This is a genomic window from Altericroceibacterium endophyticum, from assembly GCF_009827595.1.
Lineage (GTDB): Bacteria > Pseudomonadota > Alphaproteobacteria > Sphingomonadales > Sphingomonadaceae > Altericroceibacterium > Altericroceibacterium endophyticum.
Map to the genome: position 1 here is coordinate 117,822 of NZ_WTYT01000001.1, position 15,594 is coordinate 133,415.

Annotated in this window: 14 protein-coding genes; 11 read left to right on the forward strand and 3 right to left on the reverse strand. The window is 58.8% G+C overall.

The window, feature by feature from the left end:
* Nucleotides 1-12: 12 nt before the first annotated feature.
* A complete protein-coding gene (locus tag GRI91_RS00610; protein ID WP_160734715.1) occupies nt 13-1,575 on the reverse strand; it encodes a cryptochrome/photolyase family protein in 1,563 nt (520 codons plus the stop codon).
* A 303-nt stretch (nt 1,576-1,878) separates the two neighbouring features.
* Nucleotides 1,879-4,056, reverse strand: a complete 2,178-nt coding sequence (locus tag GRI91_RS00615) for a primosomal protein N' (protein WP_160734716.1) — start codon at nt 4,054-4,056, stop codon at nt 1,879-1,881.
* Between the two features lie 100 nt (nt 4,057-4,156).
* Here GRI91_RS00615 and GRI91_RS00620 point away from each other — a divergent pair, with 100 nt between their 5' ends.
* The 6 genes from GRI91_RS00620 (at nt 4,157) to GRI91_RS00645 (ending at nt 11,087) form a co-directional block, all read left to right on the forward strand.
* Nucleotides 4,157-4,897, forward strand: a complete 741-nt coding sequence (locus tag GRI91_RS00620) for a DUF4197 domain-containing protein (protein WP_160734717.1) — start codon at nt 4,157-4,159, stop codon at nt 4,895-4,897.
* 116 nt (nt 4,898-5,013) lie between these two features.
* Nucleotides 5,014-5,670 carry a fructose-6-phosphate aldolase gene (fsa, locus tag GRI91_RS00625; RefSeq protein WP_160734718.1) on the forward strand — a complete coding sequence of 219 codons (657 nt, stop codon included), beginning with the start codon at nt 5,014-5,016 and terminating at the stop codon, nt 5,668-5,670.
* Between the two features lie 22 nt (nt 5,671-5,692).
* Entirely contained in the window at nt 5,693-7,513 is a 1,821-nt protein-coding gene (gene cobT / locus GRI91_RS00630) for a cobaltochelatase subunit CobT (protein ID WP_160734719.1), read from the forward strand.
* A gap of 156 nt (nt 7,514-7,669) precedes the next feature.
* On the forward strand, nt 7,670-8,587 hold the full coding sequence (locus GRI91_RS00635) for a DMT family transporter (RefSeq protein ID WP_160734720.1): 918 nt from the start codon (nt 7,670-7,672) through the stop codon (nt 8,585-8,587).
* A 68-nt stretch (nt 8,588-8,655) separates the two neighbouring features.
* Nucleotides 8,656-10,131, forward strand: a complete 1,476-nt coding sequence (gene cysS / locus GRI91_RS00640) for a cysteine--tRNA ligase (protein ID WP_160734721.1) — start codon at nt 8,656-8,658, stop codon at nt 10,129-10,131.
* Entirely contained in the window at nt 10,131-11,087 is a 957-nt protein-coding gene (locus GRI91_RS00645; protein WP_160734722.1) for a D-2-hydroxyacid dehydrogenase, read from the forward strand. Before cysS ends, GRI91_RS00645 begins: the two co-directional genes overlap by 1 nt.
* A 33-nt stretch (nt 11,088-11,120) precedes the next feature.
* On the opposite strand, the gene GRI91_RS00650 is transcribed toward GRI91_RS00645, so the two are convergent.
* Nucleotides 11,121-11,477, reverse strand: a complete 357-nt coding sequence (locus GRI91_RS00650; protein ID WP_237437574.1) for a hypothetical protein — start codon at nt 11,475-11,477, stop codon at nt 11,121-11,123.
* 271 nt (nt 11,478-11,748) lie between these two features.
* Here GRI91_RS00650 and GRI91_RS00655 point away from each other — a divergent pair, with 271 nt between their 5' ends.
* The 5 genes from GRI91_RS00655 (at nt 11,749) to GRI91_RS00675 (ending at nt 15,569) form a co-directional block, all read left to right on the forward strand.
* Complete coding sequence (locus tag GRI91_RS00655; RefSeq protein ID WP_160734723.1) at nt 11,749-12,411, forward strand: S24 family peptidase; 663 nt, start codon at nt 11,749-11,751, stop codon at nt 12,409-12,411.
* 55 nt (nt 12,412-12,466) lie between these two features.
* Entirely contained in the window at nt 12,467-13,138 is a 672-nt protein-coding gene (locus GRI91_RS00660) for an MBL fold metallo-hydrolase (RefSeq protein WP_272917825.1), read from the forward strand.
* Nucleotides 13,139-13,339: 201 nt separating this feature from the next.
* On the forward strand, nt 13,340-13,519 hold the full coding sequence (gene rpmF, locus GRI91_RS00665) for a 50S ribosomal protein L32 (protein ID WP_160734724.1): 180 nt from the start codon (nt 13,340-13,342) through the stop codon (nt 13,517-13,519).
* A 26-nt stretch (nt 13,520-13,545) separates the two neighbouring features.
* The gene (plsX, locus tag GRI91_RS00670) at nt 13,546-14,604 is read left to right on the forward strand and encodes a phosphate acyltransferase PlsX (RefSeq protein ID WP_160734725.1); all 1,059 of its coding nucleotides are present in this window, start codon (nt 13,546-13,548) and stop codon (nt 14,602-14,604) included.
* On the forward strand, nt 14,604-15,569 hold the full coding sequence (locus tag GRI91_RS00675; protein WP_160734726.1) for a beta-ketoacyl-ACP synthase III: 966 nt from the start codon (nt 14,604-14,606) through the stop codon (nt 15,567-15,569). The genes plsX and GRI91_RS00675 overlap by 1 nt, the downstream gene beginning before the upstream one ends.
* Nucleotides 15,570-15,594 lie beyond the last annotated feature (25 nt).

Below are 15,594 nucleotides of genomic sequence, written 5' to 3' on the forward strand. Positions count from 1 at the left end.
GCTATAGTCCCTTCAGGATGCACGCGCCCAACCGGCGCTTGCCGGTTTCAGCGTGGCTAGAAATTGGTTTGCGGTTTCGAGATATTCTTGGCGCCTAGGCGCATCCATTCGGTCCCAATTGGAATAGACGCGCCCGATGCGCTGATTGCTTTCAAGTGCCTCGCGATGGCGATGCATGAAATGCCAATAGAGCGAATTGAACGGGCAGGCTTTGTCGCCGGTTTTCTGATGCGGCGAATAGGTGCAGGACCCGCAATAATCAGACATTTTATTGATGTAATTGGCGCTGGCGGCATAGGGTTTGGAAGCTAGTGCTCCGCCATCGGCAAACAGGACCATTGCCGAAACATTGGGCAGTTCGACCCATTCATATGCATCGGCGTAAACCGCCAGATACCAATCTTGGACTGCGGGCGGGCTGACGCCGATCAACAGCGCGAAATTCCCGAGGATCATCAGGCGCTGAATATGATGGGCGTGGGCATTTTCAAAGGTGGAGCGGATGCAATCGGCGAGGCAGCGCATGCTGGTTTGGCCGGTCCAGTAGAATTCCGGCAAAGCACGCTGTGCGTTCAGAGCATTGGAAGTTTGCAACTCCGGCATCTGCAGCCAGTAAAATCCGCGAACATATTCACGCCACCCAAGAATCTGCCTGATGAAACCCTCCACCGCATTGAGCGGTGAATTGCCGGCGTGATATTCCTCCTCCGCCCGGCGGCAGAGCGCCAGCGAGTCCAGCAATCCCAGATTGATCTCCGGGGAGAGCAGTGAATGATAGAGCTGATCCTGCCCGTGCAGCATGGCATCCTGATAATTGCCGAAATCGGCAAGGTAGTCGGTGAAAAAGGGTTCGGCCGCCTGTTCGGCCTGATTGCGCGTCACCGCCCAGCGAAATCTTTCAAGTGAGCCAAAATGGTCGGCGAAACGCTCTGCCACCAGATTTATCACGTCTCTGGTCAGTTCGTCAGGTTCAAACCCCTCGCGCCATTCGGGCGACAGGTCGCTGTCCGGCTTTGCGCGATTTTCCTTGTCGTAATTCCATTCGCCGCCTTCGGGGCCGCCTTCATCATCCAGCAAAATGCCGGTTTTGCGGCGCATATCGCGGTAGAAATACTCCATCCGCAGCGATGTTCGGCCATCTGCCCAATCCCGGAAGTCCTGCTTGGAGGCGATGAATCGGTCATCTTCGTGAATATGGACCGGGCAATCCAGATCATCGCCCCAGGCGTCGATCATCTGTTGTACGCGCCATTCACTTGCTTCGGTCACATGGAGTGCGGATGGTTGATGACGCTGCGCAGCGCGTTTCACTTCTGCGGTGAAGCTGCCGGTGTTGTCGGGATCGTCCAGCCGGATGTAATCGACCTGCCAGCCGTCATTTTCCAGCTCACGCGCGAAATGGCGCATGGCAGAAAGGATCAGGGCAATCTTCTGCTTGTGATGCTTCACATATGTGGTTTCGTCCCACACCTCCATCATCAATATGACGGAACCATCCTTGGTTCGGCCGCGCAGCGATGGAAGAGTACGCGTCAGCTGATCGCCAAGAATGGGGATGATTTCCGGCCCGTTCATGGCAACCTAACGATCGGGCCGCGCTCAAGTGCCCGAATTAGGCCGTAAACTCATAAACAGCACCGTCGAGGCGCCCAAATGGCGAACATATCGGGGCAAAGCGCCCGCCGGGAAGGCTGTTTGCCTTTCCAAGGGCGATTTGGTTCGGGAGGGAAGCCATTTGGGCGTCGCAAAGCGATTTGGTCAAAATGGCCCATCGCAACGTCAAGAAGCCTGGAAATATCGACATATTCCCACGTCTTCTTTCCTTGCGCTGAGCCATTTTGCCTCAAACCTCGATGGTGCTGTTTATGAGTTTACGGCCTAGACGAAACTATAAGGATCAATGTCGATACTGACGCGCACGCTGCGTGGAAAATCAAGCGCGCCGAGCCATTCGCGGATCACATTTTGCACCTGTGCGCTGCGCCGGGCATTGATCAGCAGGCGGTAACGATATCTTCCGCGCAGCAGCGACATGGGGGCCGGAGCAGGGCCCAGGACGGCGACATCGGGTAGATGCGGCGCGGTTCCGCCGATGGCGCGTGCAGCATTGCGCGCCTCGGCCTCATCTTCGGAGGATACGATGATCGCGGCCCAGCGGCCAAAAGGCGGCGCACCGGCATGGCGCCTCGCTTCCGTTTCGGCATCATAAAAGGCATCGCGATCGCCTGCTGCCAGCGCAGCGATCACGGCCGCTTCCGGGTGGCGGGTCTGGATCAGAACTTCGCCGGGTTTCGAGCCGCGGCCCGCACGCCCGGCAACCTGCGCGACCTGCTGATAGGTTCGCTCCGCCGCGCGCAGATCGCCTCCCTCAAGACCAAGATCAGCATCGACGACGCCGACCAGAGTGAGTTCCGGGAAGTGGAAGCCCTTGGTTACCAATTGCGTGCCGACAATCACATCCACCAGCCGTTCTTCTGCCAGCTGCACGAATTCCGCCGCTTTTTCGGGGGAATTCAGCGTGTCGGACGTGACCAGCGCGACGCGTGCTTGCGGCATGATCTCGCGGACTTCATCGGCAATCCGCTCCACCCCCGGACCGCAGGCGACCAGACAATCTTCCGTGCCGCATTCGGGACACGTGGCGGGGGGCTGCGTTTCATATCCGCAATGGTGGCAGGCGAGGCGACTGGACAGGCGATGTTCGACCAGCCAGGCGCTGCAATTGGGGCATTGAAAGCGGTAACCGCAATGGCGGCACAGGGTGAGCGGCGCATAGCCACGGCGGTTGAGAAACAGCAGCGATTGTTCGGAGCGTTCGAGCCGCGCTTCCATTTCCTTCACCAGCGGCGGTGCCAGCCAACGGCCGCGTTCAGGCGGTGTTTCGCGCAGGTCGAGCGTGGAAATTTCCGGCATTGTCGCGCCGCCAAAACGGCTGGCCAGCTCGATCTTTTCGTAAATGCCGCTTTCGGCCATTTGGAGGCTTTCCAGCGCGGGCGTTGCGCTGGCCAGAATGGCGGGGATTTCTTCAAACCGAGCGCGCATTACCGCCACATCGCGGGCATTATAACGCACGCCTTCATCCTGTTTGAAGGACACTTCATGCGCCTCATCCACCACAATCAGGCCCAGATTCGCATAGGGGAGGAACAGCGCCGATCGTGCCCCGACCACCACTTGTGCGCCGCCCTTGGCGGGCGGTGTGGCGATGGCTCGCCATGCGCGGCGGCGTTCGGTGCTTTTCAGGGAACTGTGCCAGACCACCGGCGAACTGCCGAAGCGGTTTTCAAACCGGCGCAGGAACGCCTCGGTCAGGGCGATTTCCGGCAGCAGGACCAGCACTTGCCGATCTTTGGCGAGCGCTTCGGAAATGGCTTCAAAATAAACCTCGGTTTTGCCCGAGCCGGTGACACCATCCAGTAGGAATGGTGCAAACCCACCTTTTTGCATCGCTTCGATAAAGCGATCTGCGGCATGTTGCTGACTATCATTGAGATCGGGAACGGCGAAATCCGGCTGCGCTCTGGGATAGGGGCGGTCGCAATCCACCTCCACCGGTTCCAGCACGCCTTGCGAGACCAGCCCGCGCAGCACGCCGTCACTTACCCCGGCGAGTTCGGACAGTTCGCGGATGGTGGCCTGTTCACCCTGCAGCGCGTCCATCGCGCGCAGACGCTGCGGTGTCATCCGGTCCGGCTCGTGATCGGTCAGGCGATATTCGGTCATGGTCGCCGGACCTTTCAGCGCGCCGCCACTGGCCAGCACCATACGCGCAACCGATGCGAGCGGCGCGCAGTAATAATCGGCGGTCCATTCCACCAGGCGGCGCAATTGTGCCTTGAGCGGGGCCACCGGCAGAACACCGATCAGCGGGCGCAATTTGGCATCCGGAACCTCAGCCGCAGGCAGCCGTTCGGCTTCCCAGACAATCCCGGTAATTTGCCGGGGGCCGAGCGGGGCAACCACTACCGAGCCCGGTTCGACCTGCATTCCCTGGGGGACGCGGTAGTCGAGCGGGCCGAGTGCGGCATTGAAAATGACAATTCGGACGCGGTTCATGAGAAGTGGCTATATGGGCGGCAATGGTGCTGCCCCGCAAGCACCGTCTGCAAACGCGATAATATGTGGCGATTATGCGGGCCGATTGGGAGAAAACAATATGCCTGCAGCACATGATATTTCAGAGCGAACGGTGTCAGCGCCATATGTCGGCACAGCGCGCCGCCGATTCCTCGGTCGCATGCTGGGCGGCGGCATTCTGGCTGCAGGTGTGCTGAGCCTGCCAGCCTGCCAGAGCTTTGGCGGTTTCAGCCTGACCGAAGCTGTGCGCCGCTTGATGCTGCTGTCGAGCGAAAGAGCCTTTACGCGCCTGACCGCGCCCGACGGTTACTGGGATCAGGCGGTAAGCCAGCTCGACCTCAATGGCTTTCTCGGCGCACGGGGCGATATTCTTGGTGGTATCCTGACCTCGGCCCTGTTCAAATCCCGGCTGGAATCCGCCTTTGCCGATATTGCGGTGGATGCATCCTATCGCGCAGCGCCCGTGGTGACCGAAGCGGTGCGGACCATCGGCATTGCCAATGCCGTGGCGCTGATCAATGGTCAGCCTTCGGCCGCGACATCCTATCTCCGCGGGGAAATGGCCGGCAGTCTGGTCGAAGCTATCGTGCCCGATGTGGCAGAGGCCTTGCGCGTGGCGGATGATCCGCTGGTGGGGCAGGCCTTGTCGGCCCTGACCGGGGTGAATGTTGCGCAGGTCGCACGCAGTTTCGCCGGGGAAGTGGATGACGTGATCTGGCAGCAGATCGGGGCTGAAGAGGCCGCTATCAGGGCCGATCCAGCCTCCAGCAGAGATCCGATGCTGATCAGTGTGCTGGGCGGTGCAGGGGCGCTGAGGTGAATAGAACTGTCGGTACGGAATAAGCGTGCAAGACTTGCGCCTGCCGGGGGTGGCCCTATTCGCTCTCGGCACCTATAGCACCGGCAACAGACTCAATTTTCCCAGCCGGAGCCAACATGAAATTCTTCGCCGACACCGCCGACACTGCCGACATTAAAGAACTCGCCGAAACCGGCCTGCTTGATGGCGTGACCACGAATCCTTCGCTGATTGCCAAGTCGGGACGGGATTTCATGGAAGTGACCAAGGAAATCTGCGGCCTGACCGGTGGCCCGGTTTCCGCCGAAGTCGTCGCGCTCGATCACGAGACGATGATGAAGGAAGCCGAAGTTCTGCGGAAAATCGCCGACAATGTCTGCATCAAGGTTCCGCTGACGATTGACGGGTTGAAGACATGTAAAGCGCTGACGTCAGAAGGTACGATGGTCAATGTGACGCTGTGCTTCTCTGCCAATCAGGCACTGCTGGCGGCGAAGGCCGGCGCGACTTTCGTTTCGCCCTTCGTTGGACGGCATGATGATAATGGCACGGATGGCATGGATCTGATCCGCGACATTCGCCTGATTTATGACAACTATCTGTTCGACACCGAAATTCTGGTCGCCTCTGTCCGTCACGCCACGCATGTGCTGGAAAGCGCGCGCATCGGCGCCGATGTGGCAACCATGCCGCCCAAGGTTATCAAGGCACTGGCCAATCATGTGCTGACCGATAAGGGCATTGAAGGCTTCATGGCGGATTGGGCCAAAACCGGCCAGACCATCCTGAAATAAGCCGCAGCAGCAGATTACTGATTTGTCCGAAGAAACACCTCTCGATCGTTTCAAGCAAGCACTGACCGGCGCATCGCGTGCATTGGCGCGCGATGCGGAGGTGGAAGTCGCGTGGAGTCCCGACAACGCCCAGCTTCAGGGTAAGAACGCGCGCGTGCCTATGCCCGCGCGCAATCTTCCCCCCGAAGAAGCGCAGCAGGCGCGCGGCCATGCGGACAGTTTTGCCTTGCGGCTGCGGCATCACAATGATGCGCTTCATCGTCGCAACATGCCCGCAGAGCCAGATGCGCGTGCCTGTTACGATGCGATCGAACAGGCGCGGTATGAGGCAATTGGTGAGACGGGTTTTGCCGGCATTCGCGGCAATATCGCCAGTGCGATTGATCAGCGGCTGGCCAATGATCCTATCGTCAGCGCGCAAAGCGCTGAAGATGTGCCGATGCACACGGCTTTGTCGTTGATGCTGCGTGAATCGCTGACCGGGCAGCCTGTTCCAGAGAATGCCCGTGCCGGGGTCGATCTGGTGCGCGAATATGTCGAAAGCCGGGCAGGTGATGATTTTGAACAGCTGGCCCATTCGCTGGATGATCAGAAGTCCTTTCAGGCGCTGTCGCTCAACCTGTTGCGCCATCTTGATCTGGTTCAGCCTGAGGATGCGGATGAAGCCGATCCTGAGGATGCGGGCGAGGAACCGGAAGGTGATGATGAGCAGCCATCACCAGAGGACCAGCCGGAATCAGGCGAAGATCAGCAATCTCAGGAAGTCGCCGGCGAAAGCGGTGAAGGCCAGGATGACGGCGAAAATGACGACGAGGCCGCTGGCGACGAACAGATGAGTGAAGGCGACGTGGGTGATGAGGGTGAGGAAGGCATGATGCCGGTCCGCCCCAATCGCCCATGGACGCAGGACCCCGAACATTTCGATTACAAGGTCTTCACCGAGGAGTTTGACGAAATTGTCGAGGCACAGGACCTCTGCGATCTGGATGAGCTTGACCGGCTGCGGGCCTATCTCGACAGCCAGCTGACCGGATTGCAGGGCATCGTCACCCGGCTGGCCAACCGGCTGCAGCGGCGCCTGATGGCGCAGCAGAACCGCAGTTGGGATTTTGATCAGGAAGAAGGCCTGATCGATGCTGCACGGCTGGCACGGATCGTGGTGTCGCCCGGGCATTCTCTGTCTTACAAGGTCGAACGGGAACAGGAATTCAAGGATACTGTCGTCACTTTGCTGATCGACAATTCCGGTTCCATGCGCGGCCGGCCGATTTCCATCGCTGCCATCAGTGCGGATATCATGGCGCGCACGCTGGAACGCTGCGGCGTGAAGGTCGAAATTCTCGGCTTTACAACACGCGCCTGGAAGGGCGGCCAGAGCCGTGAAAAATGGCTCAATAGCGGCAAACCCGGCGACCCGGGCCGGCTGAATGATCTGCGCCATATCATCTATAAAAAAGCCGATGAGCCGATGCGCCGGGCGCGCAAGAATCTCGGCCTCATGATGCGCGAAGGTCTGCTGAAGGAAAATATCGACGGCGAGGCTTTGCTGTGGGCGCATGAGCGGATGCTCGCCCGGCAGGAAGACCGCCGGATATTGATGGTCATATCGGATGGCGCGCCTGTGGATGATTCCACGCTCAGCGTGAATAGCGGCGGCTATCTGGAAACCCATTTGCGCAAAGTGATCGACTGGATCGAGAATCAGAGCCCGGTCCAGCTGGTTGCGATCGGCATCGGTCATGATGTGACGCGTTATTACAAACGCGCCGTCACCATCATGGATGTCGAGCAATTGGGCGGCACCATGGTGGAACAGCTGGCCGAATTGTTCGAAGCCGAATAGGCGCGCAGCGCAGCGGCGCAGATATTTCTCAGCCGCGCCAAGAAAAACACGCTGTTCGCTGTCTTCCAGCTCTGCTTTTTCTAGGCATACCGGCATTCGCCGCGCAAGCTGCGCGTCATTGCCGGATAGTCTCCGCCTATGCCGAGGGAAGTTTCGATGGCAGATGCAGCACTGATCTGGGTTCCTTTCACCCTCATGGCGGCCTGTGCTCAGGTCTTTCGCAATGCTTTCCAGTCACGCCTTGCCGGACGGATCGGCACGCTGGGCGGAACGCAGGTGCGGTTCATTTTCGGCCTTCCCTTTGCGGCGGTGTTTCTGGGCGTCCTGTGCCTGACCACCGGGCAGACGCTGCCTTCGCTGTCCGGCGACGCGATGCTTTGGGCCTTGCTGGGATCGGCGGTGCAGATCGCGGCGACATTTCTGATGCTGGTCGTCATGCAGAAACGCGATTTCGGCGTCGCCTATGCCTATATCAAAACCGAACCGGTCAGCGTTGCGATCATGGGGTGGGTACTGATCGGTGACCACCTTCCCGCGCTCAGCGTGGTGGCGATCTGCATCGTTACCGTCGGCGTGGTTCTCGCCTCTCTGCGCAAAGGAGACGGCGCGGCGCAGCTTGCGGAATGGAAACCGCTTGCTGTCGGCGTTGCCAGTGGTGCTTTGTTCGGCCTTTCCGCGATTTCCTTCCGCGCCTCCATTGGTGCTTTGCCGGAGGGCGGTTTTGTGCTGCGCAGCCTGACCATGCTGGTCATGACGCTGGGCATTCAGTCGGCAATGCTGCTCAGCTGGTTTGCGTTCCGCGATTCTGCCGGGCTGATCGGGTCTCTGCGCCAATGGCGGTTGAGCGTGCCCGCCGGAGCGCTGGGCGCACTGGCATCGGCGGGGTGGTTCATCGCCTTTTCCCTGACTCAGGCGGCCAATGTCCGCACTCTGGCGCTGATTGAAATGCCGGTGGTGGCACTTGTCTCACGCTTTGTATCTGGGCGCTGGCTCAGCAGCCGTCAGCTGCTGGGATTTGCGGCGATTGTCGCCGGTGTCGGCCTGTTGATGATGGCGGAAGCCGCCACCGGATAGACTTTGCGTATGAAATCCATGCGCCGCCCGCTTGACCAGTGCCTCGCCTTCGGGCCAAGGCCGCAGGCATGACCGACGCATCTATAACGCTCTTCAATTCGTTGACCCGCCAGCTGGAACCGTTTCAGCCCGTCCATCCCGGTGAAGCGCGGGTGTATAGCTGCGGGCCGACCGTCTACAATTATCCGCATATCGGCAATATGCGCGCCTATGTCTTCGCGGATGTTCTGGGGCGTACGCTGAGCGCTGCGGGATATAAGCTGACTCATGTCATCAATATCACCGATGTGGGCCATCTTACTGATGATGCCGATGCCGGCGAGGACAAGATGGAAAAGATGGCCGCGCAAAAGGCGCAATCCATCTGGGACATCGCGCGCCATTACACGCAGGCCTATTGGGCGGACATCAAGGCGCTGAATATCCGCGAGCCGGCGGAATGGTCGATTGCCACCGATTATATTGACCAGATGATCGCATTTGCGTCTGCAATTGCTGAAAAGCATTGCTACGAAATTGAGAGCGGCCTGTATTTCGACGTCTCCACGGTCGAGGATTATGGCCGTCTGGCCCGCGCACAGAATGAGGAAGAGGGCGAAGGCCGGATCGAGGCGGTCGAAGGCAAGCGGCATGCGGCCGATTTTGCCATCTGGCGCAAAACGCCGTCTGGAGAGAAGCGCCAGATGGAATGGGATTCCCCCTGGGGTAAAGGCGCCCCCGGCTGGCATCTTGAATGCTCCGTCATGTCGGGCAAATTGCTGGGCTTCCCCTTCGATATTCATACGGGCGGCATCGATCACCGCGAAATTCACCATCCGAATGAAATCGCCCAGAATCAGGCTTTTTGCGGCTGCGGAGCACTGAGTGATGCCGCGAATTCAGGCGCACGGATCTGGATGCACAATAATTTCCTGATCGACCGCTCCGGCAAAATGTCCAAAAGCGCGGGTGAGTTTCTGCGCTTGCCTTTGCTGATCGAGAAAGGCTTTCACCCGCTCGCCTATCGCATGATGTGCCTGCAGGCTCATTATCGCAGCGAGCTGGAATTCAGCTGGAATGGGCTGAATGCAGCTTTTACCCGTCTCAAGCGTATTCTCATGGCGGCGGAGCGCATTGCTGATGCCGGGGAGGGCGGCGAGATCCACCCCAAGTTCCAGCCCTTGATCGACAAATTTGATCAGGCGATGGCAGATGACCTCAACACGCCGATTGCGCTCACCGCGATGGAGGAAGCGCTGGCGGTGAAGAAAGTGCCGCCAGAGGCGAAGCGCGCCGTGATTGCACGGATGGATGCGGTGCTCGGTCTGAATGTGCTGACGCTGACCCGCAAGGATTTACGCCTCAGGCCGGCAAGTGCCGCAATCGATGAAGCGGAAATCGAAGATGCTCTGGCGCGCCGAAAAGAGGCTCGATTGCAGAAGGATTTTGCCGCTTCCGATGCGATTCGGGACGAATTGGCGGCTAAGCGCGTGGAGGTCATGGATGGCGATCCGCTCGGCTGGGAATGGGCATTGGAAGACAATGCGGCGGCGTCGCCCGCGTAATGTGTGCGGAAAAATCAGTTCTGAACGCGGTTTTGCCTGCAATTTGCCGTTCGCAGATTGAGGGCAATCTGCCTGAAGCGATCGAGCCGCTATGGTATGACACGCCAGAGCAGATGGTCGATCTTGCGCCGCGTGCGGATATTGGATGGTTTGATCAACAGGACAAACAACCGATGATCGCGGCCATCCGGCTGGCACGCGATTTGAAATGGCTCAACACCGCGATTGCCGGGCTGGACTTCATACCGGAGGATTTGCTGCGACGAGATGGGCTGATCATCACCAATGGCGCAGGGATCAGCAGTTTTGCGGTGGCCGAATTCGCGGTGATGGGTATGCTCAACATTGCGAAGGGCTATCGCCAAATCGTGCAGGCACAGGACCGGCATGAATGGCTGCACTACGCTGCCGGCACACGGGAACTTTCCGGCAGCCGCGCCTTGCTGCTGGGCTATGGTGCCATTGGCAAGGCGTTAGAACGTATGCTGGGCGGGTTCGGCGTGGAATGCGTGCCGGTGCGGCGCTCTGCTGCATCGGGCGCCCTGGGGCCGGATGAATGGCAGGCACGGCTGAGTGAATTTGACTGGGTTATCGCGGCTGTTCCATCCACGCCCGAAACCGCTGGTATGATCGGGGACAAGGAATTGCGCGCCATGGGCAGCGAAGCCGTGCTGGTCAATATCGCGCGCGGTGATGTTGTGGATCAGGCGGCTCTGGTCGATGCCTTGACCGAGAAGCGCATTGGCGGGGCTTTTCTGGACGTTACCAGCCCGGAGCCCCTGCCGGAGGATCACCCGCTGTGGTCGCTCGAAAATGCCCATATCAGCATGCATCTGTCCGCGCTTTCGCAAAACAGCATGTTTGACCGTGCGGCACAGCGTTTCTGTGACAATGCGCACCGTTTTTGTGCGGGCGATGATTTGGTGGCGCGTTACGATCCGCAGCGCGGATATTAATCCGGCGGCGTCTCAAAGGGTCCGCGATACGGCTCAATTGTCTTCCAGCAGCAACAATTCAGCCTCCACACACAGGCATGGCTCTGGCAGTAAAGTGTGATCAACCGCGACCACTGCGGCATCCGCCACCAATTGCCCCGGCAGAGTGAATTCATGATCGGGCAGGGCGGCGATCAGGGTCTCACCAGCGGCAATGGCGGCCTCTCCGCGAAAGCGCATGCTGATAGTATGGCGCGACCCGGTGAAGGTGATGCTGGCCCATCCTTGCTCCTTCAGCGACAGAAATTCGGCATGTCCATCGGACAGATCCTGCAAGGTCAGCCGTAATCTTTCGCCCAGAGTGCGCCGGGTGCGATGTGGTGTGCGCGGAATAAGCGAATCAATACGCATGGGTGTTCTCGCGATATTTGTTCATGAAATGTTCCACTTTTTTCTCTGTATCAGGGCGGGGCTCCCGACCGTTGCGTAAATCGAGCACGAATCGTGGGTCCTTGGTTGCCAGCCGCCCGAACCTGGTCGGCTTCATCTCCGTGTGCCGTAAAAATACTTCGATTTTCCGGATCAGCATGTTTCCCCAACTCCCAGACAGCGATTCGTTGACATGATTCGTCGCGAAGCAAATCCTACTTGTCTAGGAAAAATCCTATGCTAGAAGAAAAATATGTCGGACCCACAAGAAGCATCTTCTGCGGCGCGTACGCGGCTCATGAGCCTGGCCTCTGGCGGGGGCGTGTCTTTGGCGTCTCTGTCACAGATGATAGGCCGCAATTCGAGCTATCTTCAGCAATATATCCGCAAGGGAAGTCCGCGTAAGCTGGAGGAGCGCGACCGCAAGGTGCTCGCCGATTTCTTTGGGGTATCCGAAAGCGAACTCGGTGCGCCTGAGGAAAAATCCTATACTCCGGGGGATGGAAAACTCAGGCAGTGGGTCGATGTTCCGCGCCTGCCGCTTGATGCATCCGCGGGTCCCGGTTCGCTTGGGTCAGCGGAAATTCCGTTCGATGCCTTTCGCTTTTCTGGTCGCTGGTTGCGGCAGCAGGGCCTCGATCCCGCGCAATTATCGGCGATTTCGGTCAATGGGGACAGTATGGAGCCCTTGCTGCGCGATGGAGATGAAATTCTGGTGGATCGAACCCCCCGTGCGGTGCGTGACGGCGTGCATGTGGTGCGTCTGGGGGAGGCGCTGCATGTGAAGCGGCTACAGACCGGGCAGCCGGGCTATGTGCGGCTTATCAGCGAGAATGAGGCCTATCCGCCCATGGATCTGCCCATAGGGGATGTGGATGTCATCGGGCGGGTGGTCTGGAAGGCCGGCCGCATCTAGATAGCCGTATCTAGAACGGTTGCCCGGCGCGCAGCACTGGTTCACATTGCCGCTCATGTCTCAAACGAATGAAGCTCCGCTGCGTGCGGCCATTGTGCCGGTCACGCCCTTGCAGCAGAATTGCTCGCTGATCTGGTGCAGCAAGACGCGCCGTGCCGCACTGGTCGATCCGGGCGGCGATTTGCCGAAGATTCGCGATGCTTTGGCGAAAGCTGATGTCACTCTGGAAAAAATTCTGATCACGCATGGCCATATCGACCATTGTGGGCAGGCCGGAATCCTGGCGCGTGAGCTGGAAGTCCCGATTGAGGGGCCGCATGAAGAGGATCGCTTCTGGATCAGCCGTTTGGGCGATGATGGCCGCGATTACGGCATTCAGGGAGAAGTCTTTGAACCCGATCGCTGGCTGCAGGATGGTGACAGGGTGACTGTCGGGCAAGTGGAGCTGGAAGTTATCCATTGTCCCGGCCACACGCCCGGCCATATCGTTTTCTTCCACCGGGATACGCAATTCGCCTTTGTGGGCGATGTAATCTTTGAAGGATCTATCGGCCGAACCGATTTTCCGATGGGGAATCATCAGGATCTGCTTGATTCCATCACGCAGAAATTATGGCCGCTGGGCGATGGTGTGACCTTTGTGCCGGGCCATGGACGGCCCAGCACTTTCGGGCGGGAGCGGGAGCATAATATGTTCGTCAGTGATGCCGCTATGGCCGCAGGATAAGTCATGCTACACAGTTTGAAGTTCTGCAGACGCAGACAGATTACGAACAGAATACCCACGTCGCTTGCAACTGGCTGAGAATCCGTTATACGGCGCGCCTTCACCGCATGGCTGAGGATGGGTGCAGCCGCGCTTGCGCGGATGTCCTCCTTGTCCTAGATCGGCTGTCAAACAACCTAATTTCAAGGAACAGGTGCCTCAATGGCTGTCCCTAAAAGAAAAGTATCACCGCATCGCCGGGGCAACCGCCGGTCGCATGACTCACTGAAAGTGGAAGCATTCCACGAATGCTCCAATTGTGGCGAGCTGAAGCGCCCCCACAATCTGTGTCCGCATTGCGGGCATTACAATGGACGCGAAATCGTCTCCGTCGGCCTCTAAGCTGCGGTTGGATTGAGGATTAGCGCATGAGTCTTCCGCGTATCGCCATCGATGCGATGGGCGGGGATGAAGGCGTGCGCGTCATGATCTCCGGCGCTGCGCTTGCGCGGCGTGATCATGATCAGTTCAAATTCCTTTTGGTGGGTGACCAGCACCGCATAGAGCGGGCGCTGGAAGCTCATCCGAATTTGCGCGAAGCATCCGAAATCCTTCATTGTGATGATGTTGTTGGGGGTGATGAACGCCCAACCCAGGCATTACGTCGGGCGAAGACCACCAGTATGGGGCTGGCTATCGACGCGGTAAAACGCGGCGCTGCCGGTGCAGCTGTCAGCGGCGGGAATACCGGCGCTCTGATGGCGATGAGCAAGCTTGCCTTGCGCACCATGCCGGGAATTGATCGGCCGGCGCTGGCCGCGCTGATGCCAACGCTTGGCGAGCATGATCTGGTTATGCTTGATCTGGGTGCCAATACCGATTGCGATGCACGTAATCTGGTTCAATTCGCCATTATGGGTGCTGCCTATTCACGCATTGTGACCGGGGCAGAGAAGCCGCGTGTGCGGTTGCTCAATATTGGCACTGAGGCGACCAAGGGCACTGACGCCCTGCAGGATGCAGCTGCAAAACTGCGTGAATCCACAAATCTGGCAATGACTTTTGAGGGCTTTGTTGAAGCCGACAAGATCAGTCGCGGTGATGTGGATGTCGTGGTGACCGATGGATTTTCCGGCAATATTGCCCTGAAGGCCATGGAAGGTGCCGCACGATTTGTCGGTGATCTGCTGAAGCGCAGCTTCATGAGCTCCCTGCGATCCAAGATCGGCTTCCTCATTTCCCGTCCGGCGACGGACCTGCTGCGACATCATCTTGACCCCAATAATCATAATGGCGCGGTATTCATCGGGCTCAATGGCGTGGTCGTGAAATCGCATGGCGGTGCGACGGCGCTGGGTGTTGCCAATGCAGTGGCTGTGACAGCACGGCTGCTCGAAGAAAACTTGATTGAGCGCATTTCCGCCGATCTCAGCGAGGTGGCCACCGAAGCTGCGCCGAAGCAATCCGCGTCTCAGGAAGCCATTTAATGATTCGTTCTGTCGTCAAAGGCTCAGGCTCTGCTTTGCCGCAGCGGATCGTCACTAACGAGGAACTGGCGCAAAGCGTCGATACCAGTGACGAATGGATCCGCGAACGCACGGGCATTACGCAGCGCCGCATTGCCGCTGATGATGAAACGACGTCCAGCCTTGGCACAGGCGCTGCACGTGCGGCACTGGAAATGGCGGGTATTGATGCGAAATCGGTCGATCTGATCATTGTTGCGACCGCCACGCCTGATCAGACCTTTCCGGCTACCGCTACCGTCATTCAGCACGCGCTGGGCTGCAATGGCTGTGCCGCATTTGATGTTCAGGCCGTGTGCTCGGGCTTCCTCTATGCAGTGGCAACGGCGGATTCGATGATCCGCAGCGGTATGGCCAAGGTTGCACTGGTGATTGGCGCTGAAACATTCAGCCGGCTGCTGGATTGGGAAGATCGCGGCACCTGCGTGTTGTTTGGCGATGGTGCCGGCGCTCTGGTGCTTCAGGCGGAAGATGTTGCGGAGGACGGCCCAGGCGTTCTCGCGAGCAAGCTGCATGCTGACGGCGCCTATAATGAATTGCTGTATGTTGATGGCGGCCCATCCACGACTGGCACGGTTGGCAAATTGCGGATGAAGGGGCGCGAAGTGTTCCGTCATGCCGTGGTCAATCTGGCATCGGTCTTGAACGAAGTTCTGGACATGGCCGGTTATACCGCATCCGATATTGATTGGGTGGTGCCGCATCAGGCGAACCGCCGCATTCTGGATGCGACGGCCAAGAAGCTCAGCCTGCCGGAAGAAAAAGTGGTGATCACGGTTGACCAGCATGCCAACACATCGGCGGCGTCCGTGCCGCTGGCCTATGATGTGGCGATGCGCGATGGGCGCATTCAGCCCGGTGATCTGGTGATGCTGGAAGCTATGGGCGGCGGCTTTACATGGGCGGCTAGCCTTATCCGTGCCTGAAACGGGTTGAACGCGTGTTAAAACA